At 68.6% G+C, this 26,449-nt stretch carries 28 protein-coding genes and 1 tRNA gene; 15 read left to right on the forward strand and 14 right to left on the reverse strand.

The features are described from left to right. Positions 1-175: 175 nt before the first annotated feature. The 5 genes from ASD65_RS18955 to ASD65_RS06335 all read left to right on the forward strand — a co-directional run bounded on the left by ASD65_RS18955 (position 176) and on the right by ASD65_RS06335 (position 4,100). On the forward strand, positions 176-640 hold the full coding sequence (locus tag ASD65_RS18955) for a hypothetical protein (RefSeq protein WP_156378798.1): 465 nt from the start codon (positions 176-178) through the stop codon (positions 638-640). Beyond that, positions 637-1,119 carry a DnaJ domain-containing protein gene (locus ASD65_RS19445; RefSeq protein WP_082561599.1) on the forward strand — a complete coding sequence of 161 codons (483 nt, stop codon included), beginning with the start codon at positions 637-639 and terminating at the stop codon, positions 1,117-1,119. The genes ASD65_RS18955 and ASD65_RS19445 overlap by 4 nt, the downstream gene beginning before the upstream one ends. A gap of 113 nt (positions 1,120-1,232) precedes the next feature. Further along, on the forward strand, positions 1,233-2,201 hold the full coding sequence (locus tag ASD65_RS06325; RefSeq protein ID WP_056219998.1) for a hypothetical protein: 969 nt from the start codon (positions 1,233-1,235) through the stop codon (positions 2,199-2,201). Beyond that, on the forward strand, positions 2,198-2,626 hold the full coding sequence (locus ASD65_RS06330; protein ID WP_056220001.1) for a (deoxy)nucleoside triphosphate pyrophosphohydrolase: 429 nt from the start codon (positions 2,198-2,200) through the stop codon (positions 2,624-2,626). Before ASD65_RS06325 ends, ASD65_RS06330 begins: the two co-directional genes overlap by 4 nt. Before the next feature lie 343 nt (positions 2,627-2,969). Then, on the forward strand, positions 2,970-4,100 hold the full coding sequence (locus ASD65_RS06335; RefSeq protein WP_056220005.1) for a tyrosine-type recombinase/integrase: 1,131 nt from the start codon (positions 2,970-2,972) through the stop codon (positions 4,098-4,100). Positions 4,101-4,309: 209 nt separating this feature from the next. On the opposite strand, the gene ASD65_RS06340 is transcribed toward ASD65_RS06335, so the two are convergent. From ASD65_RS06340 to ASD65_RS06350, 3 genes are all read right to left on the reverse strand, one after another. After that, positions 4,310-4,381: transfer RNA gene (locus ASD65_RS06340), tRNA-Arg, on the reverse strand. 14 nt (positions 4,382-4,395) lie between these two features. After that, on the reverse strand, positions 4,396-4,815 hold the full coding sequence (locus tag ASD65_RS06345) for a bleomycin resistance protein (protein WP_056220008.1): 420 nt from the start codon (positions 4,813-4,815) through the stop codon (positions 4,396-4,398). A 49-nt stretch (positions 4,816-4,864) separates the two neighbouring features. Continuing rightward, positions 4,865-5,845: an NAD(P)-dependent alcohol dehydrogenase gene (locus tag ASD65_RS06350; protein ID WP_235566618.1), complete on the reverse strand. Its 981-nt coding sequence runs from the start codon at positions 5,843-5,845 to the stop codon at positions 4,865-4,867. 121 nt (positions 5,846-5,966) lie between these two features. Between ASD65_RS06350 and ASD65_RS06355 the strand changes: the two genes are divergently transcribed. The 3 genes from ASD65_RS06355 (at position 5,967) to ASD65_RS06365 (ending at position 7,935) form a co-directional block, all read left to right on the forward strand. Further along, the gene (locus ASD65_RS06355) at positions 5,967-6,716 is read left to right on the forward strand and encodes an EI24 domain-containing protein (RefSeq protein WP_235566619.1); all 750 of its coding nucleotides are present in this window, start codon (positions 5,967-5,969) and stop codon (positions 6,714-6,716) included. 81 nt (positions 6,717-6,797) lie between these two features. Further along, positions 6,798-6,983 (forward strand): hypothetical protein, encoded by a 186-nt coding sequence (locus ASD65_RS06360; RefSeq protein WP_056220014.1) that lies wholly within the window; start codon positions 6,798-6,800, stop codon positions 6,981-6,983. Between the two features lie 148 nt (positions 6,984-7,131). Further along, positions 7,132-7,935: an endo alpha-1,4 polygalactosaminidase gene (locus ASD65_RS06365; RefSeq protein ID WP_056220015.1), complete on the forward strand. Its 804-nt coding sequence runs from the start codon at positions 7,132-7,134 to the stop codon at positions 7,933-7,935. A gap of 5 nt (positions 7,936-7,940) precedes the next feature. Here the strand turns inward: ASD65_RS06365 and ASD65_RS06370 are convergent, their stop codons facing one another. From ASD65_RS06370 to ASD65_RS06395, 6 genes are all read right to left on the reverse strand, one after another. Next, a complete protein-coding gene (locus ASD65_RS06370) occupies positions 7,941-8,303 on the reverse strand; it encodes a nuclear transport factor 2 family protein (RefSeq protein ID WP_056220017.1) in 363 nt (120 codons plus the stop codon). A 120-nt stretch (positions 8,304-8,423) separates the two neighbouring features. Then, complete coding sequence (locus ASD65_RS06375; RefSeq protein ID WP_056220020.1) at positions 8,424-11,876, reverse strand: error-prone DNA polymerase; 3,453 nt, start codon at positions 11,874-11,876, stop codon at positions 8,424-8,426. A 15-nt stretch (positions 11,877-11,891) separates the two neighbouring features. Beyond that, a complete protein-coding gene (locus ASD65_RS06380; RefSeq protein WP_200948629.1) occupies positions 11,892-13,463 on the reverse strand; it encodes a DNA polymerase Y family protein in 1,572 nt (523 codons plus the stop codon). A gap of 2 nt (positions 13,464-13,465) precedes the next feature. Next, entirely contained in the window at positions 13,466-14,206 is a 741-nt protein-coding gene (locus ASD65_RS18960) for a hypothetical protein (RefSeq protein ID WP_235566620.1), read from the reverse strand. A gap of 120 nt (positions 14,207-14,326) precedes the next feature. Then, on the reverse strand, positions 14,327-14,890 hold the full coding sequence (locus ASD65_RS06390; protein WP_056220023.1) for a cysteine hydrolase family protein: 564 nt from the start codon (positions 14,888-14,890) through the stop codon (positions 14,327-14,329). Continuing rightward, a complete protein-coding gene (locus ASD65_RS06395) occupies positions 14,887-15,810 on the reverse strand; it encodes an EamA family transporter (RefSeq protein ID WP_056220026.1) in 924 nt (307 codons plus the stop codon). The genes ASD65_RS06390 and ASD65_RS06395 overlap by 4 nt, the downstream gene beginning before the upstream one ends. A 39-nt stretch (positions 15,811-15,849) precedes the next feature. Here ASD65_RS06395 and ASD65_RS06400 point away from each other — a divergent pair, with 39 nt between their 5' ends. The 3 genes from ASD65_RS06400 to msrA all read left to right on the forward strand — a co-directional run bounded on the left by ASD65_RS06400 (position 15,850) and on the right by msrA (position 17,478). After that, complete coding sequence (locus ASD65_RS06400) at positions 15,850-16,350, forward strand: MarR family winged helix-turn-helix transcriptional regulator (protein ID WP_056220029.1); 501 nt, start codon at positions 15,850-15,852, stop codon at positions 16,348-16,350. Positions 16,351-16,456: 106 nt separating this feature from the next. After that, positions 16,457-16,936, forward strand: coding sequence for a peptide-methionine (R)-S-oxide reductase MsrB (gene msrB / locus ASD65_RS06405; protein WP_056220032.1), 480 nt, complete (start codon positions 16,457-16,459; stop codon positions 16,934-16,936). Next, positions 16,933-17,478, forward strand: coding sequence for a peptide-methionine (S)-S-oxide reductase MsrA (gene msrA / locus ASD65_RS06410; RefSeq protein WP_200948630.1), 546 nt, complete (start codon positions 16,933-16,935; stop codon positions 17,476-17,478). Before msrB ends, msrA begins: the two co-directional genes overlap by 4 nt. 54 nt (positions 17,479-17,532) lie before the next feature. Here the strand turns inward: msrA and ASD65_RS06415 are convergent, their stop codons facing one another. The 3 genes from ASD65_RS06415 to ASD65_RS06425 all read right to left on the reverse strand — a co-directional run bounded on the left by ASD65_RS06415 (position 17,533) and on the right by ASD65_RS06425 (position 20,251). Continuing rightward, positions 17,533-18,033: an HNH endonuclease gene (locus tag ASD65_RS06415; RefSeq protein ID WP_056220037.1), complete on the reverse strand. Its 501-nt coding sequence runs from the start codon at positions 18,031-18,033 to the stop codon at positions 17,533-17,535. 350 nt (positions 18,034-18,383) lie between these two features. After that, positions 18,384-19,097, reverse strand: a complete 714-nt coding sequence (locus ASD65_RS06420) for a M23 family metallopeptidase (protein WP_235566621.1) — start codon at positions 19,095-19,097, stop codon at positions 18,384-18,386. Between the two features lie 452 nt (positions 19,098-19,549). Beyond that, on the reverse strand, positions 19,550-20,251 hold the full coding sequence (locus ASD65_RS06425) for a metal-dependent transcriptional regulator (RefSeq protein WP_056220042.1): 702 nt from the start codon (positions 20,249-20,251) through the stop codon (positions 19,550-19,552). A gap of 154 nt (positions 20,252-20,405) precedes the next feature. Here ASD65_RS06425 and serC point away from each other — a divergent pair, with 154 nt between their 5' ends. Then, the gene (serC, locus tag ASD65_RS06430) at positions 20,406-21,518 is read left to right on the forward strand and encodes a phosphoserine transaminase (protein WP_056220046.1); all 1,113 of its coding nucleotides are present in this window, start codon (positions 20,406-20,408) and stop codon (positions 21,516-21,518) included. A 70-nt stretch (positions 21,519-21,588) separates the two neighbouring features. Here serC and ASD65_RS06435 read toward each other — a convergent pair whose 3' ends face one another. Then, entirely contained in the window at positions 21,589-22,263 is a 675-nt protein-coding gene (locus ASD65_RS06435) for a DUF3027 domain-containing protein (RefSeq protein ID WP_056220048.1), read from the reverse strand. Continuing rightward, positions 22,247-22,630, reverse strand: coding sequence for a cold-shock protein (locus ASD65_RS06440; RefSeq protein ID WP_056220052.1), 384 nt, complete (start codon positions 22,628-22,630; stop codon positions 22,247-22,249). Before ASD65_RS06440 ends, ASD65_RS06435 begins: the two co-directional genes overlap by 17 nt. 111 nt (positions 22,631-22,741) lie before the next feature. Here ASD65_RS06440 and ASD65_RS06445 point away from each other — a divergent pair, with 111 nt between their 5' ends. The 3 genes from ASD65_RS06445 to ASD65_RS06455 are packed head-to-tail and all read left to right on the forward strand — an operon-like array spanning position 22,742 to position 26,445. Then, positions 22,742-23,008: a hypothetical protein gene (locus ASD65_RS06445; RefSeq protein ID WP_056220057.1), complete on the forward strand. Its 267-nt coding sequence runs from the start codon at positions 22,742-22,744 to the stop codon at positions 23,006-23,008. Continuing rightward, entirely contained in the window at positions 23,009-24,730 is a 1,722-nt protein-coding gene (locus tag ASD65_RS06450) for a helicase-associated domain-containing protein (RefSeq protein ID WP_056220060.1), read from the forward strand. It abuts the gene before it with no gap. A 59-nt stretch (positions 24,731-24,789) separates the two neighbouring features. Further along, positions 24,790-26,445 (forward strand): DNA repair helicase XPB, encoded by a 1,656-nt coding sequence (locus tag ASD65_RS06455; RefSeq protein ID WP_056220063.1) that lies wholly within the window; start codon positions 24,790-24,792, stop codon positions 26,443-26,445. Positions 26,446-26,449: the final 4 nt, after the last annotated feature.

Consider the following 26,449-nt stretch of genomic DNA (forward strand, 5'->3'; position numbering starts at 1 on the left):
GCGAAGCGCGGAGTCGACGGGGGAACTGTCCCGACGATCGATCTGCGGCTGCCTCGCAAACGGGGATAGCGCGAGCGGCTCGTAGACAGGGTACGCACGCAGCTAGTCTGGCGTCGATGATGTCCCGTTTCTGGGGAGGACGAAGACGTTGATCGGACGAACGAAGCGGATTCGCGTGCCTGGGGTTCCAGCTGACTTTCGCGTACCGCCTGGCTGGCCGACCCCGACCGACAGGTGGATACGCGACAACGCGTTCTGGCAGCCGCCTTCCAGTTGGACGCCGATCGCGGGCGCCGCTGGAGCGCCCGAGGAGTGGCAGTTCTGGGTCCCAAACCGGCTCTGGTCACAGACGACGGGCGCGTACTTCCGATCGATCGCGATCTGGGCTCGCCTCTCGAACTGGAGTGGGCTTGTGTGGCTCGTTGCGCTCGTCTCAGCCGCGTTCCTCGGCTATCCGCCACTCCTCCGGATCATTGCTCTCACTGCCGTAGCCGCCTCGATCATCTTCTTCATCGTCCATGAGACCCTCAGGGCCCGCCTGTCGAGGCGGCTACTCGCCCACTTCGCGATTGTGGCGGCGCACGGTCGACTGGAAAAGCTCACACGCGAGTACCAGCGCTACTTGACGGCGATGGCATGACTCTCGACGAAGCGCGAGCTCACCTCGGCGTGACCCCAGCTGCGACCGTCGACGAGATTCGCGATGCATTCCGGCGACAAGCACGAGCGCTCCATCCCGATCTCCATCCCGAGGCCAACCCCGTGGATCGCGCACGACTCGGACGCGAGTTTCACAACGCGCGCGAAGCCCGCGACATCCTCGTTCGCTACACCGGCGATCCGCTCCGCCGCCCCGCGCCCGATCGCCCACATCCACAGCCATCAACACCGCGTCGGCCGGCGCCGGCTGAGCCGACGCGGGCCAATCGCGCGGCACCCCCGCCCCGCGTCACAATGCGATTCGACGAGTTTGTCGCGTGGACGGACGCCGCCGGGTTCGGCACGGGCGTTCGCTCACCTCGCCATGTCGACTGGACGCGCATCATCGTGTGGTCGACGCTCGGACTAGTCATCGTCGGTCTCGTAGCTGGGGCGATCACCTATTCCACCCTCATCTGATCGAGTGACGCACCGCATTCGTATCTTCGGAGCCTTGTTCTCGGTGCCACGCGTGCCGGCGTGTCGCCCGCCGCACCAACCCTCGGGACGTGGTGCGGATCTAAGTTGATGCTGTGACATTCCCTGGTTTCCGTCTCCGCGCCGGCGACATCGTCACGCGCGGAGAGCTCGTCGTCGAGTACGGCGGGAGCGTGCAGTCAGGCGGCATCGTCGCGAGCACGACATCCAACTCGGTGTTTGTGTTCACGGATCCCGCCGAGGGCACGCAGTTCGGGTATGTGTACGACGGCTTCGCTCCGGACGGGACAGTGTTTCACTACACAGGTGCCGGACGAGACGGCGACCAGAAGCTCAGCGGCAGCAACTCACCGATCCTGACCCACGCGGCAAAGGGACGGTCGCTACATGCTTTCAGCGCCGCAGGTGTCGTTCCTGGCACGAGCACGAAACGGCAACGGTATATCGGAGAGTTCATCCTCGACCCTGAGCTGCCGTTCGAGCGCATGCCCGCGCTCGATCGTGCCGGAGCCCTTCGAACGGTCCTGGTCTTTCGGCTTCTCCCTGTGGCTGGGATCCCTGACGACATCGTGGAGATCGTCGGATACTCCGGCATCGCGCGCGACCCACACGCAATCACGGTCCCCGTCGAAATCAACTCCACCGAGTTCTTTGAGACGGCGGATCGCGCGGGCGGGATGGCAGTGCGGCGTGAGTCGCAGCTCGTCGACGAGTTCATCAAGCACCAGGTTGGACACACGTTCACTCGGTGGGCGATCAACCTCCCAGCCGAACGAACTCGGCTTCTCACCGATATTTACGACGAGGCCGACCGCACCCTTTACGAAGCAAAGGCGATAGCCGGGCGCTCCGACCTCCGAATGGCGGTCGGACAGCTCTATGACTATCGCCGCCACGTCCACGTCGACGACCTACGATGCTCGGTGCTTCTGCCCGAACGCCCAACCGCCGACCTCCGCGACCTTCTCATCGATTCTGGACTTGGACTTGCGTACCGAGAGAAGACGAGGTTCGTCTTACACCCGGCCGCCACCCGGGGATCGACAGACAAAATAGGCCCATGACCAGACGGATCATCGTGGTTGGCGCGGTGATAGTGAGCGAAGGACGAGTACTCGCTGCGCGGAGGGGGCCGGGCAGAAGCCTTCCCGGCGCGTGGGAGTTTCCCGGCGGGAAGATCGAAGACGGCGAATCGCCACAAGAGGCGCTCGCTCGCGAGGTTCTCGAGGAGCTGCGAATCGCCATCCGTGTCGGCGACAAGATCATCACCACCACTCACGAGTACGAGTTCGGCGTTGTCACGCTCACGACGTACTATTGCGAGCCCCTCTCCGGGGTCCCGCAGCTCACCGAGCACTCGGCGGTTCGCTGGCTCGCACCGGACGAACTCCCGTCCGTGGAGTGGGCACCGGCCGATGTGCCGGCCGTCGAACGAATCCGATCCGACTTCACCCTGAACGAGTCATGCGACGACCGCGAGACCCCGTAAGGCATCGACCAAGGTCGCCAGGCCGCCACGAGAGCTCAGCTCAATCTCCGCCCTCGCTCCGACAATCAGCGATGAAGCGGTCGAGCGCCGCGCAGTGCTCGTGTCGAACGGCTGCTAAGCGACGCGCGCCAGCGCGGAGTCTGCAAGAAGTGAGGGGCGAGAACGGAGCCGGGCACGATCGCTACGCTCTCGGCCGGAGGGAGGCATCACGCTCCTCCTCAACCTCAGTTGGCGACGTCTTCCGACACCTATGCACATCAGTCGTCGACTGCGTTGACGGCATCCGACCAGTGTCCGACACTAGTCAAGACTGACCGTCGAGCCGGCACGAGCGGAGGTCGAGATGGGAAGCATCACCCCGTACGAAACGGTCAAGGGCCGCCGCTACCGCGTGCGCTATCGCAAGCCGGATCGCACCGAGGCGGAGAAGCGCGGCTTCACGACGATGCGCGAAGCGAAGCTGTACCTCTCCATGGTCACCGTGTCGAAATCGAAGGGCGAGTACATCGACCCGTCCTCATCGCGGGTCCCGGTCCGGATGTTCGCCGACAGCTGGCTGCGATCCAAGCAGCCGCCGATGTCCAAGCCCTCGTACTACATGACCCTCGAGCGGGCGTGGAAAAACCACGTCGCTCCGGTCTGGGCCGACAGGGAGATCTCGTCGATCCGGCGTTCTGAAGTCCAGGATTGGGTGTCCGACCTCGCTTCACGGAAGTCGCGTACGGTCGTCCTTCGCGCCCTGGGGATCCTCGCCGGCATCCTCGATGTCGCCATCGACGATCGTCGTCTCGCCAGCAATCCGGCCCGCCACGTGCGCAATCTTCCTCGGCAAGGGCCGGGCAAGCGTCGCGTGTATCTGACACACGACCAGGTGGCGACGCTGGCGGCGTGCTCGGCGTATCCGACGCTCGTCCTGACGTTGGCGTACACCGGCCTGCGCTGGGGCGAGGCGACAGGACTGCGGGTGCGCAGCGTGAACCGGTTACGCCGGCGCTTCGTCATCGAGGAAAACGCAGTGATGATCGCCTACGAGATCCACGTCGGCACTCCGAAAACGCACGAGAAGCGCTCGGTCCCCTACCCTGCGCGTCTGGTTCCGATGATCGAGCAGGCGTGCGCCGGCAAGGGACCGGAGGGGCTGCTGTTCGGCGACGGGATCAAGCACATGCGCAACTCGGGGGACAAAGGATGGTTCGCAAACGCGGTGCGGCGCGCGCAGGAGTTCGATCCGTCCATTCCGCGGGTCACTCCTCACGACCTGCGTCACACCGCCGCGTCGCTCGCGATCAGCTCGGGTGCGAATGTGAAGGCCGTGCAGCGGATGCTCGGCCATGCGTCGGCCGCAATGACGCTCGACACCTACGCCGATCTCTTCGAGGACGACCTGGATGAAGTCGCGACGAGACTGAACGACCAGATGCCGCTCGTGGCTCTTCCATCGGGTCCGCAGACCCGCTACGCCCGACCGTCGTAACCCCAGAGAGCAGAATGCTCAGTTTTTCGACGAGGCACACACCGCCCGAAATGCTCCATTTTGGCGCTCGGAGACGTCCGACGAAGGCCCTTGCAGACGGCCGTTTTCGGCCCGCCGAATTTTCAGAATGCGGGCAAAAAGCGGGCAAAAACGCATTTCGTGTGGTCTGACCACAGAAGAAATACCTGGTCAAAGCCAAAAAAAGACTGTGCCCCTGGAGGGACTCGAACCCCCAACCCTCTCCTTAGGACGGAGCAGCTCTTCCATTGAGCTACAGAGGCTTGCGGTATCCAGTCTACGAGACCGCGAGCGGCGTGCCCACGCGGATGAGGTTGTTGTCGGGGTCGGCGAAGGAGAACTCGCGCATGCCCCAGGACTCGTCTTGCACGGGGCGGATCCGTGCGAGCGATTCGCCGCGCGAACGTCGTGCCACCAGCTCGGCGTAGATGAGGGATGCCGCATCCTCCAAGTCGATCGCGGCGTGCACCGCGTCGACGTCGTCCACGTACAGGTAGACCATCGCGGCGTGCACGAACGGATCGAAGCCCACCGTCTCGGACAGGTGGAACCGGATCCCGCCCGCCTCGACGAACGCGTAGCCGCCGACCGCGGCGATCTCGGCCTCGAACCCGATGCCGCGATAGAAGTCGACAGCACGCTGCAGGTCGGCGACCGGGAGGATCGCCGCAGAGGATCCTCGCCATGGCGTCGTCATGAAGGGAATCTACCGCGCGACCGCGCTGCGGTCACCGGTAGTCGAGCGGTCACTCGAACCGAGTGTCGATGGCGATCACGACTTTGCCGAGCGCCTTCCCTTCACCGACATGGGTGAGGGCCTGCGGCACTTCGTCGAGGGAGAACACCCGGTCGATGACGATGCGCACCTCCCCCGCGACACAGCGGTCCGCGAGCGGTCCGAAGTGCGCCGGCCCCGGCTTCACCGCGAGCACCCCGAGTCGTCTGCCTGTCATCGCCCCGATCAACGCGCCGATCGTTATGACGCGGAGGAGCGCACGCATCGTGCCGCCGACGATCAGGTACCTCCCGCCAGGGGCGAGCGCACGACGATAGGCGAACACCGAGCGCCGCGCGACCAGGTCGACGATCAGATCGTAGGGACCTCGCCGAGTGAAGTCGTCGATGCGATAGTCGATGACCTCGGTGGCACCGAGCGACCGCATGAAGTCGAGCTTTCCGGCGTTGTCGACACCGGTGACGTGAACGCCCGCCGCCGCGGCGAGCTGAAGGGCGAACGAGCCCGTCCCTCCCCCGGCGCCGTTGATCAGCATCCGTCCGTGAGGCTGCGCTCTCGCGACGGCCTGCATCGCGATCGCTCCCGACTGCGGCAGTGTCGATGCCTGGGCGAATGAGAGTTCGACAGGCTTGATCGCGAGCATCGATTCGGCAGCTACGGCGTACTCGGCGAAACCGCCCATCACCGTCAGGATGTCGCCGTACACGTGATCGCCGACACGGAAGCGCGGGACGTCGGCGCCGACCGCTTCGACCACACCGGCGATGTCGGACCCGAGGATGTGGCGCCGGGGAGCGAACAGCCCGCCGAAGCGGGCGTACGCCGGGCTTCCGTGCAGCCCCTCCCAGTCGCTGAGGTTCACCGAAGTCGCGACGACGCGGACAAGTACCTGGCCGGCGCGCGGCTTCGGAATGGGGACGTCCGCGATGCGGAGCACCTCGGGCGGTCCGTAGCGGTCGTAGACCACGGCCTTCATCGGACGACCGACCATGCGTGAAGCAGGGGCATGGCCACAGCGTATGCCCGCGGGTTCGGCGAGAACAGGCCGACGTTCAAGGCCAGGGCTCCCCTCTCGTAGATCGCCATCCGTGCGCCCTCATAGACTGAAGCCGATGCGCGAATTCGCCCGGGGAATGGCCATGTTGGGCGGCGGGTTCGCCTATTGGCCCAAGCGCCCCGGTCTCATGGCGCTCGGCCTCCTGCCCGCGGCGGTGGTCGGCGCAGTGTTCCTGGCCGGACTGATCACGCTGGGTGCGTTCCTTCCGGGGCTCACCGAATCGGTCACCCCGTTCGCCGACGCATGGCCGGCACTGTGGGCGACCGTCATCCGCATCACGATCGGAACTGCGATGGTCGGTGCCGCGCTCGTGCTGGTCGCGGTCTCGTTCACCGCGCTCACGCTCCTGATCGGTGAGCCCTTCTACGACCGCATCTGGCGCGCGGTGGAAGGCGATCTCGGCAGCCACGACCTCGACTCCGACTACGGGTTCTCGCAGTCGTTGCGCGACGGGATCGTGCTGGTCGCTCGCGGCGTCGGTGTGGCCGTGCTCGGCGTACTGATCGGGCTCATCCCGGTGGTGGGAGGGGTCCTCAGCACGGTCGTCGGTGTGATGCTCACGGGGGCGCTACTCGCCGACGAGCTCACCTCGCGCGCCCTGACTGCGCGAGGGATTGCGCCCGCCGGACGGCGACGGCTGATTCGACAGAGCCGCGCGCGCGTGCTGGGGTTCGGCGTCGCCACCCAGCTCTGCTTCCTCGTGCCGCTCGGCGCGGTCGCGACCATGCCGGCAGCCGTGGCTGGAGCGACCCTGCTGGCCCGTTCACTCCTCGACACCGCCGACGGGGGCCCAGCGAGTCGCTGACGAACAGATCATCCTCGAGACGTACGTGGATGCGACTTCAGACAGACGCGTCGGGAATGAGGCATCCGTAGCGTCGAAAACGTGACGCACTCGCTCTCCCTTTCCACCGTTCGCGCCCCTCGCCACCGCACGATCTCGCGCCTCGGTGCCCTGCTGCTCGCGGTTGCGGGCAACATTCTCGTCATCGCCATCCTGGCCCTCGCCGCGGTGATGGTCGCCGTCGGGGCGATCGCCGTGTTCGGGCCCGCGCTCATGGATCTCCTCTGACGCCCAACCTCACCGGAAGTCGCGGGAGCGATGATCGACACCTATCCGGAGGTCTTCGAGCCGGCCGGCGGGGAGGGCAGCTGCGAATCTGACCCGTCGACGTTCACGACGGGAATTCACCTCTCGCGCTCCGGGCTAGGGTGCGAATGTGAAAGCACCGCTCAGCACGTTGGCCCTCGCTGTCGTCGCGCTCGCCCTCACCGGATGCGCAACCGCATTCGCGCCTGCGATCACGCTGCCGCCCACCGGCGGCGCCCCCGACTACCAGCTCGGCGGAGCCTACGATCCGCCCGCCGGCGTCACGATCGTCGCGCGGGACCGAACGGCGGAACCAGCGAAGGGGCTCTACTCGATCTGCTATGTCAACGGCTTCCAGACGCAGCCCGGCGAGCGCGCCATCTGGCCCGACGACCTGCTGCTGCACAACGAGAGTGGCGCTCCGCTGATCGATCCGGGATGGCCCGACGAGGTGCTGCTGGATACATCGACCGAAGCGAAGCGCGACGGGATCATCGACATCGTGACCCCGTGGATTCGCGGATGTGCCGATGCGGGGTTCCAGGCCGTCGAGTTCGACAACCTCGACAGCTTCACACGGTCGCTCGGCGCGCTGGCTGCCGAAGACAACACGGCACTGGCGATCGCACTCGTGGAAGTCACCCACGATGCCGGTCTCGCCGCAGGGCAGAAGAACACGGCAGAGCTCACTACCCCGCTGCACGAGAGGGCCGGCTTCGATTTCGCCGTCGTCGAAGAGTGCGTGCAGTTCGATGAGTGCACGAGGTACACCGACGTCTATGGCGACCGCGTCATCGCGATCGAATACTCCGATGCCTCCGCAGTGTCGTTCGCCGAGGCCTGCGCCGACGCGAAGACCCCGGCATCCGTCGTCCTTCGTGATCGCGATCTGGTCGCCCGCGATGATCCCGACTACGTGTTCGAGCTCTGCTGAGTTGCTCAGACTTTGCGCAGCACCCACCAGTCGGTGAACTCGGTCGCGCGGCCCTCGGCATCGAAACGGACGAGCCAGAGGTTGTCGTAGATGCTGGCCTTCGCCCCGTCCGTGTATGTCGTCACGCCACGAATGGCCGCAGCATCCGGGGTCTCGAGGTCAACCGCGCCCTCATACGACCACTCATCGGGCGCGTCCTGTTCTTCATCCCACAGCGCAACGATGCGGTCGTGCCCCACCGCGGGGTCGGGATCATGTGGACGCGAGCGATACACCGCGTCCGGCGCGAACAGCGCCCGGATGCTGTCATGGTCGTTCGTGCGCCAGGCGGCGAGGTATCCCTGAAGGAAATCGGCTGCGTTGCTCATGCAACGACCCTGGCACGGACGACCGACACAGACGCCCGATGGCAGAGCCACTCGCCACTCAATGCGAACGCCGCGGCGTCGCGCCGGAACGCCCGACCTCGAACGCGAACGCTCATCCGATCACCGGAAGTCCCGCGAACGATGGTCGACGCCGACCCGGAGGTCTTCGAAGCGGTCGGCGAGGAGGTTGGCGACGCCCTCGACCGAACGCTCCAGGATGCCCCGCACGATCAGCGCCGGCGAGTTGCGCACGACCCGGCGGTAGCGGTTCCAGACGCCGATGGAGCAGATCACGTTCACGAGACCGTGTTCGTCCTCGAGATTGATGAACGTGATTCCGGATGCCGTGGCCGGCCGTTGCCGGTGCGTCACGAGTCCGGCGACCTCGATGCGGCGCCCCGACTCGTAGGTGCGCAGCTCGCGCGAGGTGAGCACCCCACGGGCGTCGAGTCCGGAGCGGTAGTGCGTCATCGGGTGATCCGACGTGGAGACGCCCGTCGCCCACAGATCAGCGGCGAGCACCTCGTAGCTCGTCGGATCGGTGAACAGCGGCGGCTGCACCGACACCATCGAATCGGGCAGGAACTCGACCCGGTCTTGGGCGGCGGAGCCTGCCAGCCAGATCGCCTCGCGCCGCGTCATCCCGAAACAGTCGAACGCCCCGGCCGTGGCGAGCGCCTCCAGCTGGGCGGTGCTGACGCCGGTGCGTCGCACGAGATCGCGCAGGTCGCGGTAGTCGCCGCCCCTCCCCCGCTCGGCGACGATCTTGCCGGCGACCGTCGCGCCGATCCCCTTGACCCCGGCCAGCCCCAACCGCACCGCGAAGCCGCCATCGCGGCGATGGGCGGCGGACACGTCCGGCTCGGTGATGTCGAAGTCCCCGACCGGAGGCTGGCGGCGGTGGGCACAGGCGTCGAGACCGGTGGGGCGTTTCGTCTCGGTCGCTGCGCTCCCTCGCTCAACGACCGGGGTGTCGATGACCGACCCCGCCCCCGGCTCCAGACTCGCCTCCACCCCCGACGCGTGCAGGTCCGGTCGGAGCACCTCGACGCCGTGCCGCCGGGCGTCGGACACGAGGGTCGCGGGTGAGTAGAACCCCATCGGCTGGGCGCGCAGCAGCCCGGCGAGGAAGGCGCCCGGGTAGTGCAGCTTGATCCACGAGCTCGCGTAGACGAGCAGCGCGAACGACAGCGAGTGCGACTCGGCGAACCCGAAGTTCGCGAACGCCTGGATCTTCGCGTAGATCGCATCGGCATCCGCTCCGACCAGGCCGTTGGTCGCCATGCCCTCGTAGAGCTTCTCCTTCAGCGACTCGATCCGCTCCACCCCACGCTTGGACCCCATCGCCCGCCGCAGCAGATCGGCATCCTCACCGCTGACATTGCCGATCGCCACCGCCATCTGCATGAGCTGCTCCTGGAACACCGGGATGCCGAGGGTGCGCTCCAGCACCGGCTCGAGCTTGGGGTGCGCATAGGTCACGACCTCCTGCCCGAGCTTGCGGCGCACGAACGGGTGCACCGCGCCACCCTGGATGGGTCCGGGGCGGATCAGCGCAATCTGCACGACCAGGTCGTAGAACCGTCGCGGCTGCAGGCGCGGCAGCAGCCCCATCTGCGCCCGCGACTCGACCTGGAACACCCCGATCGAATCCGCCCGGCACAGCATGTCGTAGACGGCCTTCTCCTCCTTGGGAATGGTCGACAGCTCCCACTCCTCCCCCGTCGCGTCGCGGATGAGGTCGAAGCAGTATTGCAAGGCGGCGAGCATGCCGAGACCGAGCAGGTCGAACTTGACCAGGCCCATCCACGCGGCATCCTCTTTGTCCCACTGGATCACTGTGCGATTCGGCATGCGCGCGTGCTCGATCGGCACCACCTCGCCCACCGGGCGGTCGGTGAGCACCATGCCGCCGGAGTGGATGCCGAGATGCCGCGGCGCCTTGAGCAGCTCGGTCGCGAACTCGATCACCTGATCGGGGATGTCATGGCCCGACCCGGTCTCCAGGCTGGCGCCCCAGCCTTCGACCTGCTTCGACCAGGCGTCCTGCTGCCCCGGTGAGAACCCCAGCGCCTTGGCCATGTCGCGCACGGCGTTCTTCGGGCGGTACTGGATGACGTTGGCCACCTGCGCCGACCGCTCCCGTCCGTACGTCGCGTACACCCACTGGATGATCTCCTCCCGGCGATCGGAGTCGAAGTCGACGTCGATGTCGGGCTCCTCCTCGCGGAGGGAGGAGAGGAACCGCTCGAACGGCAGCTTGTAGGCGATCGAGTCCACGGCCGTGATGTCGAGCAGGTAGCAGATGGCGCTGTTGGCGGCCGAGCCACGCCCCTGACACAGGATGCCGCGGCGCCGCGCCTCCTGCACGATGCCGTGGACGATCAGGAAGTACCCCGGGAAGTCCTTCATCTCGATGACGCCGAGCTCCTTCTCGATGCGCGCGCGGTCGTCCTCGGTGAGGTCGGGGTACTTGCGCGGCACGGCCTCCCACACGAGGTGCCGCAGCCATGTCATCGGGGTGTGCCCCTCCGGCACGTTCTGCTTCGGCAGCGCGGGCTTGGCCCGGCGCAGCGGGAAGGCCAGCTCGTCGGCGAGCGTGACGGTGCGGGCCACGGCACCCGGGTAGCGGGCGAAGCGGGCCTGCATCTCGGCGCCCGAGCGCAGGTGCGCCCCGGCATGGGCCGGCAGCCAGCCGTCGATCTCGTCGAGCCCGCGGTTCGCCCGCACCGCCGCGACCGCCGCCGCCAACAGCTGTCGACGCGGCGCGGCGTAGTGCACGTTGTTCGTCGCGAGCAGCGGCAGCCCCCGCTCGGCGGCGAGTCGCGCGAGGGCGTCGTTGGTGCGCGAATCGAGCGGATCGCCCTGGTCGATGAGCTCGACGTGCACCGCATCGCGTCCGAACAGCCCGACGAGACGATCGAGCTCGCGCGCCGCCGCTTCGAGACCGGATGCCCCGCCCCCGGCGAGCGCGCGACGGACCGCGCCCTTGCGGCATCCGGTCAGCACCGCCCAGTGCCCGTCGGCCGCGCCGGCCAGCTCTTCGAGGTCGTACGAGGGCCGGCCCTTCTCGGCGCCGGTCAGCTGCGCGTGCGTGATGGCGCCGGCGAGGCGGTGGTACCCCTCCTCCCCACGGGCGAGGACGAGCAGGTGCGCGCCAACCGGATCGGGTTCGCCGTTCTGCGGCTTGGGCAGCTCGAGGGAGAGCTCGGCCCCGAAGACGGTCTTCAGCTGCAGCGTCTCTGCCGCCTCGGCGAAGCGGACGATGCCGTAGAAGCCGTCGTGGTCGGTGACGGCCATCGCATGCAGCCCCAGCCGCTCCGCCTCTTCGGCGAGATCTTCGGGCGAGGAAGCACCGTCGAGGAAGGAGAACGACGAATGCGCGTGCAGCTCGGCGTACGGCACCGCGTCTTCGGGACGCTCGATCTGCGGGGGCACATAGGGTCCGCGTTTGCGAGACCATGCGGGACTGTCGCCGCCGTCCGCGTTCGCGGGCACGCCGGTGGGGCGACGGGTGTCGCTGAGGAGCCGCTCCATCTCGGACCACGGCACGGACGGGTTGTGGAAGCCCATCAGGTGCTCCCCTGCTCAGTCATAGCGCGCCTCGGCCCGCCAGCCGTCGTCCCAGATGACCAGCCACGCGATCTGGTCGGCGTCGACGAGCTGGAAGCGGTGCGCACGACGGCGGCGCACAGCATCCCATCCCCGCTCCACGACCGGCCACGGCCCCGCCCACGCCACCACCTCGCGGCGGCGGCCACTCTCGGTCAGCACCGCCGGCTCGGCGGTGAGCGTGCCGCGCTCGTCGACGGCGACCGGGGCGCCGCCCAGCGCCGTCACCTCCACCGCGCGCGGATCGGGGAAGACCGTCGTGGGCAGCGGGTCGGGCAAGCTTCCCGGCCACGGACGTGCCCGCTCCTTGGCGAGCACCACCCGGTCGCCCCACGGCACGAGCACCTGTCGCTCCGACAGCCAGCGCCCGCCCCCGATCGCCGACGTGACCACGCCTCGGTGCCCCAGCATCGCCTGCACCCGCGAGAGCGCGTTGTGCACCCGCTCCTCGGGACCGGCGCCAAAGATCGCGGGCGTGTGATGGGATGCTTCATCCACCGCCGCCGGCTCCAGCAGCACCCGCACGACCCCGCTGCGCAGCCCACCCTCGGTCTGCGCCTCCCCCAGCTGCCACCGCACACGGTCGACCACCGCGCCCGCGTCGAACGACGCCGGGTGCAGCCACACCCGCTCGGATCGCTCGCCCTCCTCGCCCCAGAGCTGTACGCGCAGCTCGGTGCAAACGAGACGCTCCACAGCGAGCCGGTCGATGAACTCGTCGGCCGGCACGCGGATGCCGAACGCGACCTGGTCGGCGATCTCGAGGGGCGGCTCGAAGACGACCTCCCGCTGCAGCTCGGGCGGCGGGATGCGCGGGTCGACGGGACGGGAGTCCCGGCCCGCGGCCAGGGCGTGCAGGCGGATGCCCCGCTCGCCGAACCGTTCGCGCACCCGCTCGGCCTCGAGCGCCGCGAAGTCGCCGAGGGTCTGCACGCCGAGCTGGCCGAGCAGCTCGATGAGCTCGGGACCGGCGCTGAGCGCGGCATCTCCGAGCACGGTGACGGGCAGCGGGGCGAGGAAGGCGTCCGCCCCGGCGACCGGGATGATGCGCACCGGATCCGCCCGGCGGGCCGCCTGCTCGGCGGTGAACGGACCGTCGGCGATCCCCGCCCGCACATCCGTGAGCCCCTGCCCGGCGAGCGCCTCGAGCAGCACCCGCGCGGCCTCCGCCTCGCCGCCGTAGTAGCGGGCGGGTCCGCGGGCGCGCAGCGCGCACAGGCCAGGACGGATGATCTGCACCCCGGGCGCGCGCTCCTCGACGACCGCCACGACAGGCGCGAAGACCCGGTGATCGCGCGCGGCATCGGACGGCACGATCACCAGGCTGGGGCAGCGCGCCTGCGCATCGCGGCGGCGCTGCCCGCGTCGGACGCCCTCGGCGCGGGCCGACCGCGAGCAGGCCACGACCAGGTTGCGCTCCAGCACGGCGATCGGCTGTGCGCCGTCGAGCGCCGCGAGCGCCTCGTCGGACCCATCGCGCAGCAGGGCGGTGACGGGCCAGTCGGGGAACCACAGCACGAGGCTGCGGGTGGGCGGGGAAGACTCCACGTTCAGCCCACCGCCCTCGCTTCGAGCAGCTCGCGCTCCCCGATCCGAGGAACGGCCGTGATCGGTGCGTACTGCGCCGGCGCGGACTCCTGCAGCGCCGACACCGTGCCGTCGGCGGCGGGAAGCAGCATCCGGGATCGCCGGGGAACCGGCCAGCGCCGGCTGGAGGAGGTGACGGTGAGCGCGCGACCGGCGAGATAGCCGTAGCCGTTGCCCAGCCCGCTCCATTCGGGTTCACTGACCCGCAGCGTGGCCTCGGCCTGCGGCCACTGCCCCTGCACGATCAGCACCGAGCCGCGGTCGCGCAGGCGCGCGCCGAGCCGGGCGGCCTCGGCATCCATCACCCGCCCCGGCGGGCGGACCGCGACGATGGGCAGCACCTCGGCGACGGTCGCGGCGACCACGAGCCAGCGCGGACCGGGATCGGGGATGAGCACGAGCCGATCCAGATTCACGCCGAGCCGCTCGGCGGCCTCGGCACCAAGCTCGGGCATGCCGATCACCCCGCACCAGGTGCCCTCCTGCGAGGGGCGCGCCATCAGCGCAAGCAGCAACGACATCGAGGGTGCGAGGGAGTACGCCGACCCCGGCCGCAGTCCGCCGCCGGGCAGGAGCTCGGTGAAGGCCGGATGCGTCGGCAGCACCGGCACATCGAGGCGACGGCCCTGCACCCGCTCGAGTTTGGCGCGCAGTGCCTGCACCTCGCTGCGCGCGGCGGCGTTGTCTTGCACGATCGCCCTCACCACCTCAGAATAGAACAGATGTTCTACATCTGCCACCTGAGATCGAGGCTAACCCTGCCCACCGACACTCACGGAGTGCGAAATCCGTGAGTTATGTTCGAGACTCACTCCACCGAAACGTCACCCCGAGACGAGCTCCGCCGTCGTCGCGATGCGGGCGAATCCGCCCGCCTGCAGGTCCAGAGCTGTCGTGAGCATGAGCTCCGCGGCCGTGCGCGTCACGATGCCGACACCCGCGACATCCGTCGACAGATCGAAGGTCCGCGTGGCATCGAGCGGCACCGTCACGTCGTAGCCGAGGTTGCCCGCCATCCGGGCGGTCGTCTCCACGCACATGTTCGTCTGGATGCCGCAGATCACCAGCTCCTGGATACCCTGCTCCCCCAGCCACGCGTGCAGGTCGCGGTCGCCGTAGAACGCCGAGTTCACATTCTTCGACACGAACAGCGCCGGCCGCACCGCCGCGACCGCGTCGATGAGGGCGTTGCCCGGGTGATCGGGGTGCAGCGGCGACGCCTCCCCACGGGAATCGTGCCGCACGACGACGATCGGCTCGCCCTGCGCCGTCCACGCATCGATCAGTGCGGTCACGTTCGTCGCGCACTCGGGGTTGCTCGTCGGACCCCAGAAGTCCAGGTCGTCGAAGCCGCGTTGCATGTCGATCACGATGAGAGCACGAGTCATGCCCTCATCCCACCACGCGCGAGGGCCGGCGCGTCACCCGCAGACGGACGGATGCCGTCGGCTTTCTGCCGACGCGGCCGCATCGTTCCGACCACGATGCCGACCACCACCAGCGCGAAACCGACCGCCTGCGGCAGCCCGAACACCTCACCGGCGACCACGACCCCGAGCAGCACGCCGGTCAGCGGATTGAGGAGCCCGATGATGCCGACGGTTGCGGGAGCAAGGCGTCGCAATCCGGCGAACCAGGCGACGTAGGCGACAGCCGTGGCCACCAGCGTCACGTACGCGAAGCCGAGGGCGGATGCCGGGGTCAGCGCCGGCGGCGGCCCCTCGATCACCAGCACGAAAGGCAGCAGCACGAGAGATCCGCCGATCAGCTGCCACGACGTCATCGCCAACGCAGGCACGCCGGAGCCCCACCGCGCGGTCAGCACGAATCCGAGCGAGGACGCGACCATCGCGCCGAGCGACGCGGCGACACCGATCGGATCCACCGGGCCCGCGCCGAAACCGAGCATGAGCACCACTCCGGCGATGCCGACGATCGCCCCGATCGCACTGGCGACCGCCGGACGCTGCCGCATCAGCGCCCACGCGAACAGCATCATGCAGGCTGCGGAGGTGGACATCAGGGTCGCCGCCATGCTCGAGGGAAGCCGCTGCCCGGCGATGTAGATGAGCACGAAGAACCCGCCGACGTTGAGCGTGCCCAGCAGTAGCGACCGCCACCACCAGTGGCCCGTCGGCAGCTTCCGCGCAATGAGCAGGACGAGGATCCCTGCGGGCAGCGCGCGCAGCAGGCCGCCCCACAGCGGCGCATCCGCCGGTAGGAGCTGGCGGGTGACGAAGTAGGTGCTCCCCCACGCGATCGGTGCGATCGCGGTGATGAGCACCCAGCGCCATGACTTATCTTCCATGGAAGGAAGTATAGCTTCCGCGGAAGATACACTAGGCGGATGGATGCCGCACCCGACCGCGTCGACACGATCCAGGCCGAATGGCGCCGAGAGCGCCCCGACCTGGATCCCTCGCCTCAGGCCGTCATCGGGCGCCTCCATCGCGTGGCGACGACGCTCACCGAGCGACTCACCGACGGCTACCGCGTCTTCGACCTGACCGAGGGCGAGTTCGATGTGCTGGCCGCCCTGCGTCGCGCCGGCGCGCCGTTCGAACGCGCCGCCGGCGAGCTCGCCGACCACACGATGATCACCACCGGTGGCCTCACCAAACGCGTCGATCGGCTCGAGCAGCGGGGGCTGGTGCAGCGCCGGGCCGAGGCATCCGATGCCCGTCGTCGATTCATCCGGCTCACCCCCACCGGCGCGGACCTCATCGACCGCGCTTTCACCGCCCATCTCGCCAACGAGCACAGCCTGCTCGACGAGCTCGGCGAAGCGGATGCTGCGGACCTGGCGCGGATCCTCGCGCGGTGGCTGCGGGTGCTGGGCGAGGACTGAGCGCAGAACTCACGGCCCGCTCCCAGCTTCGCGGGACCAAAACGGCACCCGCATCCGTTCTCCTCCTATGACGCGGCAGCCAGCCGCGTCCCCATAGGAGGACACCGTGTCACACGACTACCGCAAGACTCCCGAGGCCATCGAGCGCCTCACCCCTCAGCAGTTCCACGTCACGCAGGAGCAGGGCACCGAGCCCGCCTTCCGCAACGAGTACTGGAACAACCACGAGCCCGGCCTCTACGTCGATGTCGTCTCGGGGCAGCCGCTCTTCTCATCCACCGACAAGTACGACAGCGGCACCGGATGGCCGAGCTTCACCCGCCCGCTCGCCCGCGACGCCGTCACCGAGCATGTCGACGGCATGCTCTGGATGAAGCGCACCGAAGTGCGCTCCTCTAGCGTCGGCAGCCACCTCGGGCACGTCTTCGACGATGGACCGCGGGATGCCGGAGGCATGCGGTACTGCATGAACTCGGCGTCGCTGCGCTTCATCCCCGCCGCAGACCTCGAGGCACAGGGCTACGGTGAATACCGCGAGCTCTTCGACGGAGCCGCCGACACGACCACCCAGGAGAACGCATCATGACCGACACCGGCGCCATCACCCGCACCCCCGGAACCGAGACGGCGGTCCTCGCCGGCGGATGCTTCTGGGGCATGGAAGACCTCATCCGCCGCCAGCCCGGAGTACTGGCCACGCGCGTCGGCTACACCGGCGGCCGTAACGACCACGCGACGTACCGCAACCACCCGGGGCACGCCGAGGCCGTGGAGATCGTCTTCGACCCCACGAAGACGACGTACCGCGACATCCTGGCGTTCTTCTTCCAGATCCACGACCCGTCCACGCTCGACCGGCAGGGCAACGACATCGGCTCGAGCTACCGCTCGACGATCTTCCCGCTCTCGCCCGAGCAGGAGCAGGTCGCGCGCGACACCATCGCGGACGTGGACGCCTCCGGCCTGTGGCCGGGCAAGGCCGTCACCACGATCGAGCCGGAAGGTCCCTTCTGGGAGGCCGAGCCGGAGCACCAGGACTACCTGATCAAGTACCCCAACGGCTACACGTGCCACTTCCCGCGTGCGGGATGGGTGCTGCCGAAGCGAGACGCGACCGCGGTCTCCTAGGCGCTTGACGAGACGGCTCCGCGCATTGCGCGGGGCCGTTTCGCGGTTTCGGCGTCAGGCCGCGGTGAGTTCGAGGTACGCGCTCCACCGAGGATCGGCGCGCTCGGTGCCCCGCACCGTCCACTGCGTCCCGCGCGGTGGACGCGGCACGAGCCGCAGCTCCCACTCCATCTCCTGCGGGGTGCGATCGCCCTTGATGTTGTTGCAGCGCAGGCAGCACGCGACCAGATTCTCCCACGAATCCGCGCCGCCGCGCGAGCGCGGCTGGACGTGATCGATGGTGGAGGCGGTCTTGCCGCAGTACCCGCAGCGGTGCGCGTCACGGCGCAGCACGCCGCGACGGGTCACCGGGATGCTGCGACCTCCGGGGACGCGCACGTACCGGGACAGCAGGATCACGGCAGGTCTCTCGTACGAGCCGCGCGCCCCCCAGATCGGCTCACCCTCGATCTGCTCGATGACGGTCGCCTTCTCGTTCAAGACCAGCACGATAGCTCGTTTGAACGAAACCACGGCCAGCGGTTCGTAACCTGCATTCAGCACCAGAGTGCGCATTCCTCATCCTCTCGAACGGACCGAGACGGCTTCTCGGTTATTCGACGTGATGACGATGGATCAGTTTCGGGGAATGAAAAAGCGCCGTCCTATGGACGACGCTGGGACGCCACGACAGCGTCGTGGTCTCCGCTCACACGATGCCGAAGAACGAGCAAGCCAAGCGCATCCATGGTTCGGATACGAGGTGTGCTGTTCATCGGCGCCCTCCGCTTTCTCTCAGCGTCGGGATTCAGGCTAATACACGGGGCCGACACGCGGGTCGTAGCCGGGTGAATGCACAGTGGCGTGTCGAAGAACGGATGCCGCGCTGACGCGGCATCCGTTTCGACGCATCGATGTCGCTGCGGTCAGCCCGCGTTGGCCTGGAGCCAGGCCCACGGGTCCACGACGGAACCGTTGATGTGCACCTCGAAGTGCACGTGGTTCGCGGTCGAGCTGCCCGTGCTGCCGACGAAGCCGATCAGCTGGCCGGCCGAGACCGTCTGTCCGGCAACGACCTGGCGGGTGCCGTAGGTCATGTGGCCGTAGAGGGTGTTGACGCGCTGACCGCCGATGACGTGGTCGATCGAGATCGCGACGCCGTAGCCGCCGTAGCTCTCCTGCGAGACGCTGACCACGCCGGCTGCTGCCGCGTAGATCGGGGTCATGGCCGGAGCGAGCAGGTCGACGCCCTGGTGATATCCGGAATCCCACAGGCCGCGGCCGAGGGTGAAGTTCAGGATCGGCCAGCGGACTTCGCCGCTGCCCGGGGAGACGAGGTTGATGTTCACGGGGATCGACGCGACATTGCCGCCCATGCGAGCACGTGCCGCAGCAGCTGCGGCCGCGGCATCCGCTGCCTTCTTCTTGTCGATCTCTTCGGCCGTGGTCGCGGCGTAGCTGTCACGCGTGAGCGTCGTCGACGTCGTGTCCGAGGCCACCAGCAGGGACTGCGCGTCTCCGGCAGAGACCTGCTGCAGCGTCATCGCCTCTTCGGCGGGGCGCCATGCGCCGTACGCCGGGAGGGCGACGGTCGCGATGAGACCGGCGACCATCGTCAGGATGGCGGCGTTGCGCAGCACCTTCGGTTTCTTGCGCGGCGCCGCAGCGGGCGGTCGCGCGTCACCGGCGGGTGCGGCAGTCGACGGGCGCGAACGCGCCAACCATCCTGCTTTCGCGCGCGGGACCATTGCTCGTGAGCGCGGTCGCCGCGCAACACTCGCCGCGTCGGTTTCGGGTTCCTTCGCGGACGAATCTATGTCTTCAGCCAAGCTGTCCTCCGTCGCCTCCGCGCAGGGTACACGCTGGTTCGTCGGCACTCTGCGTTTGGGCACTTTGTGCGGGCTGCACCGTGTGAACGACGAACCATAGAGGCAATTCACTCGGGATCCGACGGCGGGCTTCTCGCCTGTGGACCTTTCGAGGTTACCCGAAGGTAACGAATCTGTCACGTTGACACGACGATGCTCGGCGGTGTATCAGGAACGCGCCTTGGGTGGGGAGGAGGAGGTGGGGTGAGTTGCCGTGGCGACGGTCAGCGCTGGTCGTCGACCAGGAAGATGTGCGCGGCGACCTCGACCGGGAGCTCCAGGCCTTCGTCGTTGCCGTCCATCTGCACCAGGACGTAGCCCTCGCTGTAGCGGTAGTCGCCATGCGCGCCCGGAACGACACCGGCCGCCATGAACTGCTGCAGCAGTTCGGGATCCACCTGTGCCGGCTCGGCCAGACGCCGCACGGTGCCCGTGATCGGCTCGCCGGCATCGTTGAGCTTGCGCACGAGGCCGACCACGCCTTCCTCGAACGTGCGAGCCGGGACGTCGCCCAGTTGCTCGAGTCCGGGGATCGGGTTGCCGTACGGCGATTCGGTCGGGTGTCCCAGCAATTCCACGAGACGGCGCTCGACCTGCTCGCTCATGACGTGCTCCCAGCGGCAGGCCTCTTCGTGGACGAAGGCCCAGTCGAGCCCGATGATGTCGCTGAGCAGGCGCTCGGCCAGACGGTGCTTGCGCATCACGTCGACGGCCTTCTGACGGCCCGCGTCGGTGAGTTCGAGGGAGCGGTCGTCGGATACGACGACGAGTCCGTCGCGCTCCATGCGTCCGACTGTCTGGGAGACGGTGGGGCCGGAGTGGCCGAGGCGTTCGGAGATCCGCGCGCGCAGCGGGATGATGTTCTCCTCCTCGAGCTCGAGGATCGTGCGCAGGTACATCTCGGTGGTGTCGATCAGGTCTGCCATCAGGTCCTCGCTCGTGCGCAGTTGGGTGCGACCACCAGCCTATCCAAGCCACACGACACCGAGGTCGGCGAACCCGCCTCCGAAGCGGCATCCGGCCACGGTCGGCGGCGTAACCCGGTCGGGACCCCCGCGCGGGCGACTCTAGAATCGACCCATGTCGCACGTCGTGATCCCTGCCAACCGCCTGCCCCTCGACGGACGCTTCGGATGCGGTCCCTCGAAGATCCGCCCCGAGCAGCTGACCGCGCTCGCAGATTCGGGAGCATCGCTGCTGGGCACCTCGCACCGCCAGTCGGGCGTGAAGAACCTGGTGCGCTCCGTGCGCGAAGGACTCGGCGACCTGTTCCGCATCCCGGACGGCTACGAAGTCATCCTCGGCAACGGCGGATCCACGGCATTCTGGGATGCCGCAGCCTTCGGCCTGATCGAGAACCGCAGCCAGAACCTCGTCTTCGGCGAGTTCGGCGGCAAGTTCGCCGGCGCGGCGAAGGCCCCCTGGCTGCAGGCACCCGACGTCCGCAACGCCGCGCCCGGCGCGAGCACCGCCGCCGAGGCCGTCGAGGGCGTCGACGTCTACGCCTGGCCGCACAACGAGACCTCCACCGGTGTCGCAGTGCCGATCTCGCGGGTGCACGGCGACGCCGGAGCCCTGACCGTCATCGACGCGACCAGCGCCGCCGGTGGCATCGACTTCGACGTCACCGAGACCGACGTCTACTACTTCGCCCCGCAGAAGAACCTCGGTTCCGACGGCGGCCTGTGGTTCGCCCTCTTCTCCCCCGCTGCCCTCGAGCGCGTCGAGCGCATCGCGGCGTCAGGTCGCTACATCCCGGAGTTCCTCAGCCTGAAGAACGCCGTCGACAACTCACGGCTGCAGCAGACGCTGAACACCCCCGCCGTCGCGACCCTGCACCTGCTCAACAGCCAGGTCGAGTGGATCAACGGCAACGGCGGCCTGACGTGGGCCGCTGCCCGGACGGCGGAGTCCTCCTCCGCGCTGTACGACTGGGCAGAGGCATCCGCTGTCGCCATCCCGTTCGTCGCGAACCCGGCCGACCGCTCGCCTGTCGTCGTCACGATCGACTTCGACGACTCGATCGACGCCGCCGCCATCGCCGCGACCCTGCGTGCCAACGGCATCGTCGACACCGAGCCGTACCGCAAGCTCGGCCGCAACCAGCTGCGCATCGCGACCTTCGTCTCGATCGAGCCGAACGACGTGCGCCAGCTCATCCGCTCGATCGAGTACGTGCTCGAGAACCGCTAGAGCGACCACAGCGCAGACGAAAGCGCCGCGCCTCCCCTCGGGATGCGCGGCGCTTCTGCGTCGGAGAAAGTCAGTCCTCGTCGGAGATGTCGTCCTCGGCATGCGCGTGCTCGTCGTCGTCGGACTCGTCTGACTCATCGTCATCGTCGGACTCATCGTCATCGTGCGACTCGTCGTCATCGTCGGACTCGTACTCGTCCTGCGCCTCGTCGTGGTGCGCGTCCTCGTCGAGTTCGTCGATGTCGACGCCGTCGAGGTCACCCGAGTGCAGGATCGGCGAACCATCGTTGTCGAAGTCCGCCGCGTCGAGATCGTCGAGCTCGTCGTCGTCCTCATCGTCGTCATCCAGATCGGCGTCGTCGTGGTCGTCGACCTCGACACCGGCCTCGGCAAGAGCCACCTGGGCAGCCTGATAGTCGGCAAGCCGCAGAGCCCACGGCACCCAGTCGGGAGCCAGCAGCGCGCTCTCACCGGGGAGCAGCTCGACCTCGAGCACGGTGGGCTCGGCATCCGCCACCTTCGCGACGCTCACCGTCCAGAACCAGCCCGGGTAGCCGGGCATGAGGTTCTCGAACCGCAGCGAGACGACCTCGCCCGACTCGATCGTGTAGCCGGCGGGCGCGCCGACGGTCGAAGCCGGGGTGATCTCCAGCAGCGCGGAACGCGCGAGGTCGTGCGTCGCGAGCAGACTCTCGTCCACTGCGTCGAGCGGCTGATCGCCGGATGCCTCAGGCGTCGAGGTCATCCGCGACCTTGCGTAGGACGGTCGCGACCGTCTTGGAGTGGGATGCGCTGGGGTAACGGCCGCGACGCAGGTCGCCGCCGATGCCGTCGAGCACCTTCACGAGGTCCTCGATGATGATCGCCATGTCATCCGCGGGCTTGCGCGCGCGCTTGGCGAGACTGACCGGGGCATCGAGCACCCGCACGGAGAGTGCCTGGAGTCCGCGCTTGCCGTCGGCGACGCCGAACTCGAGCCGGGTACCGGCCTTCAGCGCGGTCACCCCTGCGGGCAGGGCAGTGGCGTGCAGGAAGACATCCTGACCGTCATCCGTGGAGACGAAGCCGAAGCCCTTCTCCTCGTCGTAGAACCTGACCTTGCCGGTGGGCATGGATACCTCGCTGGGAATGAGCCGCGCGGTGCGCGGGCATGGCGGAGCGGGGATCGGTGTGACCCCACCACCCAGCCTACGGCACACCCGCCACGCAGTAGGCTGACGCTGATGACTACGCAGACCCCCGGCGAGGACGTTCCCGTCCGCCGTATCGACCGCATCCTGGCGTTCATGTCGCTGGGGCTGCTGGCCCTGTCGATCCTGTGCTTCTTCGCGATCATGATCGGGTCGGCCGCCGGTGCCGACTTCGGCGCCTGGATCTGGGCGATCGTGAGCGTCATCGTCTGGATCGCACCGATACTCGCGTTCGTACTGCTCGTGACCGTGCTGATCATGAGCTTCGTGCGAAGGACACGGGCCAACCGAGGTCGCTGAGTGCCCGAAACCTCCGATGAACGTGCGCTCGCGACCAGACTCGCCACGCTGACCGACGCCGCGCTCTCCGAGGTTCTGACCCGCCGTGGGGTTTCCGCGAGCGCTCCCTGGCACGACTTCTTCGACGCGGCCGCCGCGCTGCTGGATCCCGCATCCATCGACCGCTCTCTGCTGCGGCTGCCGCGATTGACCCTCGCCGCGCTCGTCGCCGATGAGCCGGCGCCCGATTCGGGCATCCTCGACGCGCATCTCCTCGTGGATGGAGACGGTGTGCCGTTCGCGGCCGTCGCCGCCCGCGCGCGCGCCGCCGCCGCCGCACACCCCGAGGCATTCGGCATCCTCCCCGACCCGCCGCTGCCGTCCCCCACCGACGAGGCCGCCTCGGCCGCCGCGGCCGAGCGGCTGTTCACGACCGTCGGCGCCCTCGCCGACGTGCTCCTGGCCTGTCTGCACGCGCCGTTCTCCCGCACCGGCACCGGTTCGGTGAGCGCGACCGAGCGGCGCCGGCTGGTCGACGCCGGCATCCTCGATTCCGCCGAGGAACTGGACGACTTCATCGCCGCGGCGGAGGTCGCCGGCCTCGTACGCGCCGGCGAGCGCGAGTGGGTGGCTACGAGCGCCGCCCACCGCTGGCTGCGCGAGTCCACCCCGACCCGCTGGCAGATAGTGGTCGAGGGGTTCCGCGACGCACTGCCCGAGGCGCTGCGTACCCCAGATGGCGGCTACCTCGCCGTCGGGGCCTGGCCGCTGGCCTTCCCGCTCGACCCCGACTGGCCGGACCGGGCCGCACGGCTCGTGCGGATCGCCCGGCGCTGGGCGCTGATCGCCCCGAACGGCGACGAGCCCGGATGGGCGCGCCCGCTGCGCGAAGGCGGCTCCCCCGCTGTCGACGAGCTCACCCGCTTCCTGCCCGCCGAGATCGACCGCGTCTATCTGCAGGCCGATCTGACCGCGATCGCCCCGGGGCCGCTGGCACCGGCGCTGGATCTGCGACTGCGCTCCATCGCGCACCGCGAGTCGCGCGCCCAGGCCTCCACGTACCGCTTCAGCGCGGAGTCACTGGGGTCCGGGATGACCGACGGCGAGAACGCCGAGTCGGTGCGCGCCTTCCTCTCCGAGATCTCGCTCACCGGCATCCCGCAGCCGCTGGACTACCTCATCGAGAGCACCGCCGATCGCCACGGGCGGGTCACTGTGCGCACGGATGCCGCGACCGGCCGCACCCGGATCGACAGCGAAGACCCCTCACTGCGCGACACGATCGCCGTCGATCAGGCGCTGCGCCCGCTGGGCCTGGTCTCGGACGGCTTCTCGCTGACCTCGCGGGTCGCGCGCGACGCCGTCTACTGGGCTCTGGCGGACGCGCGCTACCCCGTCGTCGCGCTCGACCACGCCGGCGACACCGTCTCGCTCCGCCGCGGGCGGCTCGCCCCCGACGACGTCCCGACGACGGAGAAGCCCTACGCCCGCCTCATCGCGACACTGCGCGCCAGCGAAGGCTCGGATGAGGATGTCGCGTGGCTCGAGCGCGAGCTCGAGATGGCCGTGCGGACGCGGTCCGTCATCACAGTCGCCGTGCGCCTGCCGGACGGCTCGGAGCGCTCCTTCACGCTCGAGGCCTCGGGGCTCGGCGGCGGCCGACTGCGCGGGCGCGACCGCGGCGCCGATATCGAACGCACTCTCCCCGTCTCGAGCATCGTGAGCGTCCGCCCCGTCGCCTGAGCGCCGGGGGGGTGCCGAAACAGCCGCATCCGGCCGCTCACGGGTAGACTCGATTCCTTATGGCTGACGGTCCCCTCATCGTGCAGAGCGACCGGACGGTGCTTCTCGAAGTCGCCCATCCGGACGCCGAGAGCGCGCGGCACGAGCTCGCGATCTTCGCGGAACTCGAGCGGGCGCCCGAGCACATCCACACGTATCGCATCACCCGCCTCGGTCTGTGGAACGCCCGTGCGGCCGGTCACGACGCCGAAGACATGCTCGCGACCCTCGAGCGCTGGACGCGCTTCCCGGTCCCGCCGTCCGTGTCGATCGACATCCGCGAGACCGTCGGGCGCTACGGCCGGCTCGTCATCGAGCGCGACACCGTCGAGGGCCACGGCGAGGGCGTGCTGGTGCTGCGCTCCGCCGACGGACCCGTATTGGCCGAGGTGGCACGCAACAAGCGCATCCAGCCGCTGCTGATCGGCCACCCCTCCCCCGACACGTTCGTGGTGGACGCCTGGGCGCGCGGGCACATCAAGCAGGAGCTGCTGAAGATCGGCTGGCCCGCCGAAGACCGCGCCGGCTACACGCCCGGGACGCCGCATCCGATCGAACTCGATGAGTCCGGCTGGACCCTGCGGCCCTACCAGCGGCAGGCCGTCGACATCTTCAACGAGGGCGGGTCCGGCGTCGTCGTGCTCCCCTGCGGCGCGGGCAAGACCCTCGTCGGTGCCGCCGCGATGGCCGAGACCAAGACCACGACGCTGATCCTCGTCACGAACACGGTCAGTGCAAGGCAGTGGCGCGACGAGCTGCTCAAGCGCACGTCGCTCACGCCCGAGGAGATCGGCGAGTACTCCGGACAGGCCAAGGAGGTCAAGCCGGTCACGATCGCGACCTACCAGATCCTCACGGCGAAGCGGAAGGGCGAGTACGCCCACCTGGCGCTGCTGGATGCCTTGGACTGGGGCCTGATCGTCTATGACGAGGTGCACCTGCTCCCCGCGCCGGTGTTCAAGCTCACCGCGGACCTCCAGGCGCGCCGGCGGCTCGGACTGACCGCGACCCTGGTGCGCGAGGACGGCCGCGAAGGCGATGTCTTCAGCCTGATCGGTCCCAAGCGGTTCGACGCACCCTGGAAGGAGATCGAGGCCCAGGGCTTCATCTCCCCCGCCGTCTGCTACGAAGTGCGGATCGACCTCCCCGCCGGCGACCGGCTCGAGTACGCCGCGGCCGCCGACGACGAGCGCTACCGCCTCGCCGCGACGGCTCCGGCCAAGATCGGCGTCGTGCGACAGCTCGTCGAGCGGCACGCGGGCGAGCGGATCCTCGTGATCGGGCAGTACATCGATCAGATCGATGTGCTGGCCGAGGCGTTGAACGCCCCGAAGATCACCGGTGCGACACCGGTCGATGAGCGCGAAGAGCTCTACCAGGCGTTCCGCGTCGGGGAGATCTCGCTGCTCGTGGTCTCGAAGGTCGCGAACTTCTCGATCGACCTGCCCGAGGCATCCGTCGCCATCCAGGTCTCCGGATCGTTCGGCTCGCGTCAGGAGGAGGCGCAGCGCCTCGGCCGCCTGCTGCGCCCGAAGGAGTCGGGGCGCACCGCGAGCTTCTACACGCTCATCGCGCGCGACACCGTCGACCAAGACTTCGCGCAGAACCGCCAGCGGTTCCTCGCCGAGCAGGGCTACTCGTACACGATCCTCGACGCCGACACGATCGCCGCCTGATCAG

This window comes from Microbacterium sp. Root61 (genome assembly GCF_001427525.1).
Taxonomy (GTDB): Bacteria; Actinomycetota; Actinomycetes; order Actinomycetales; family Microbacteriaceae; genus Microbacterium.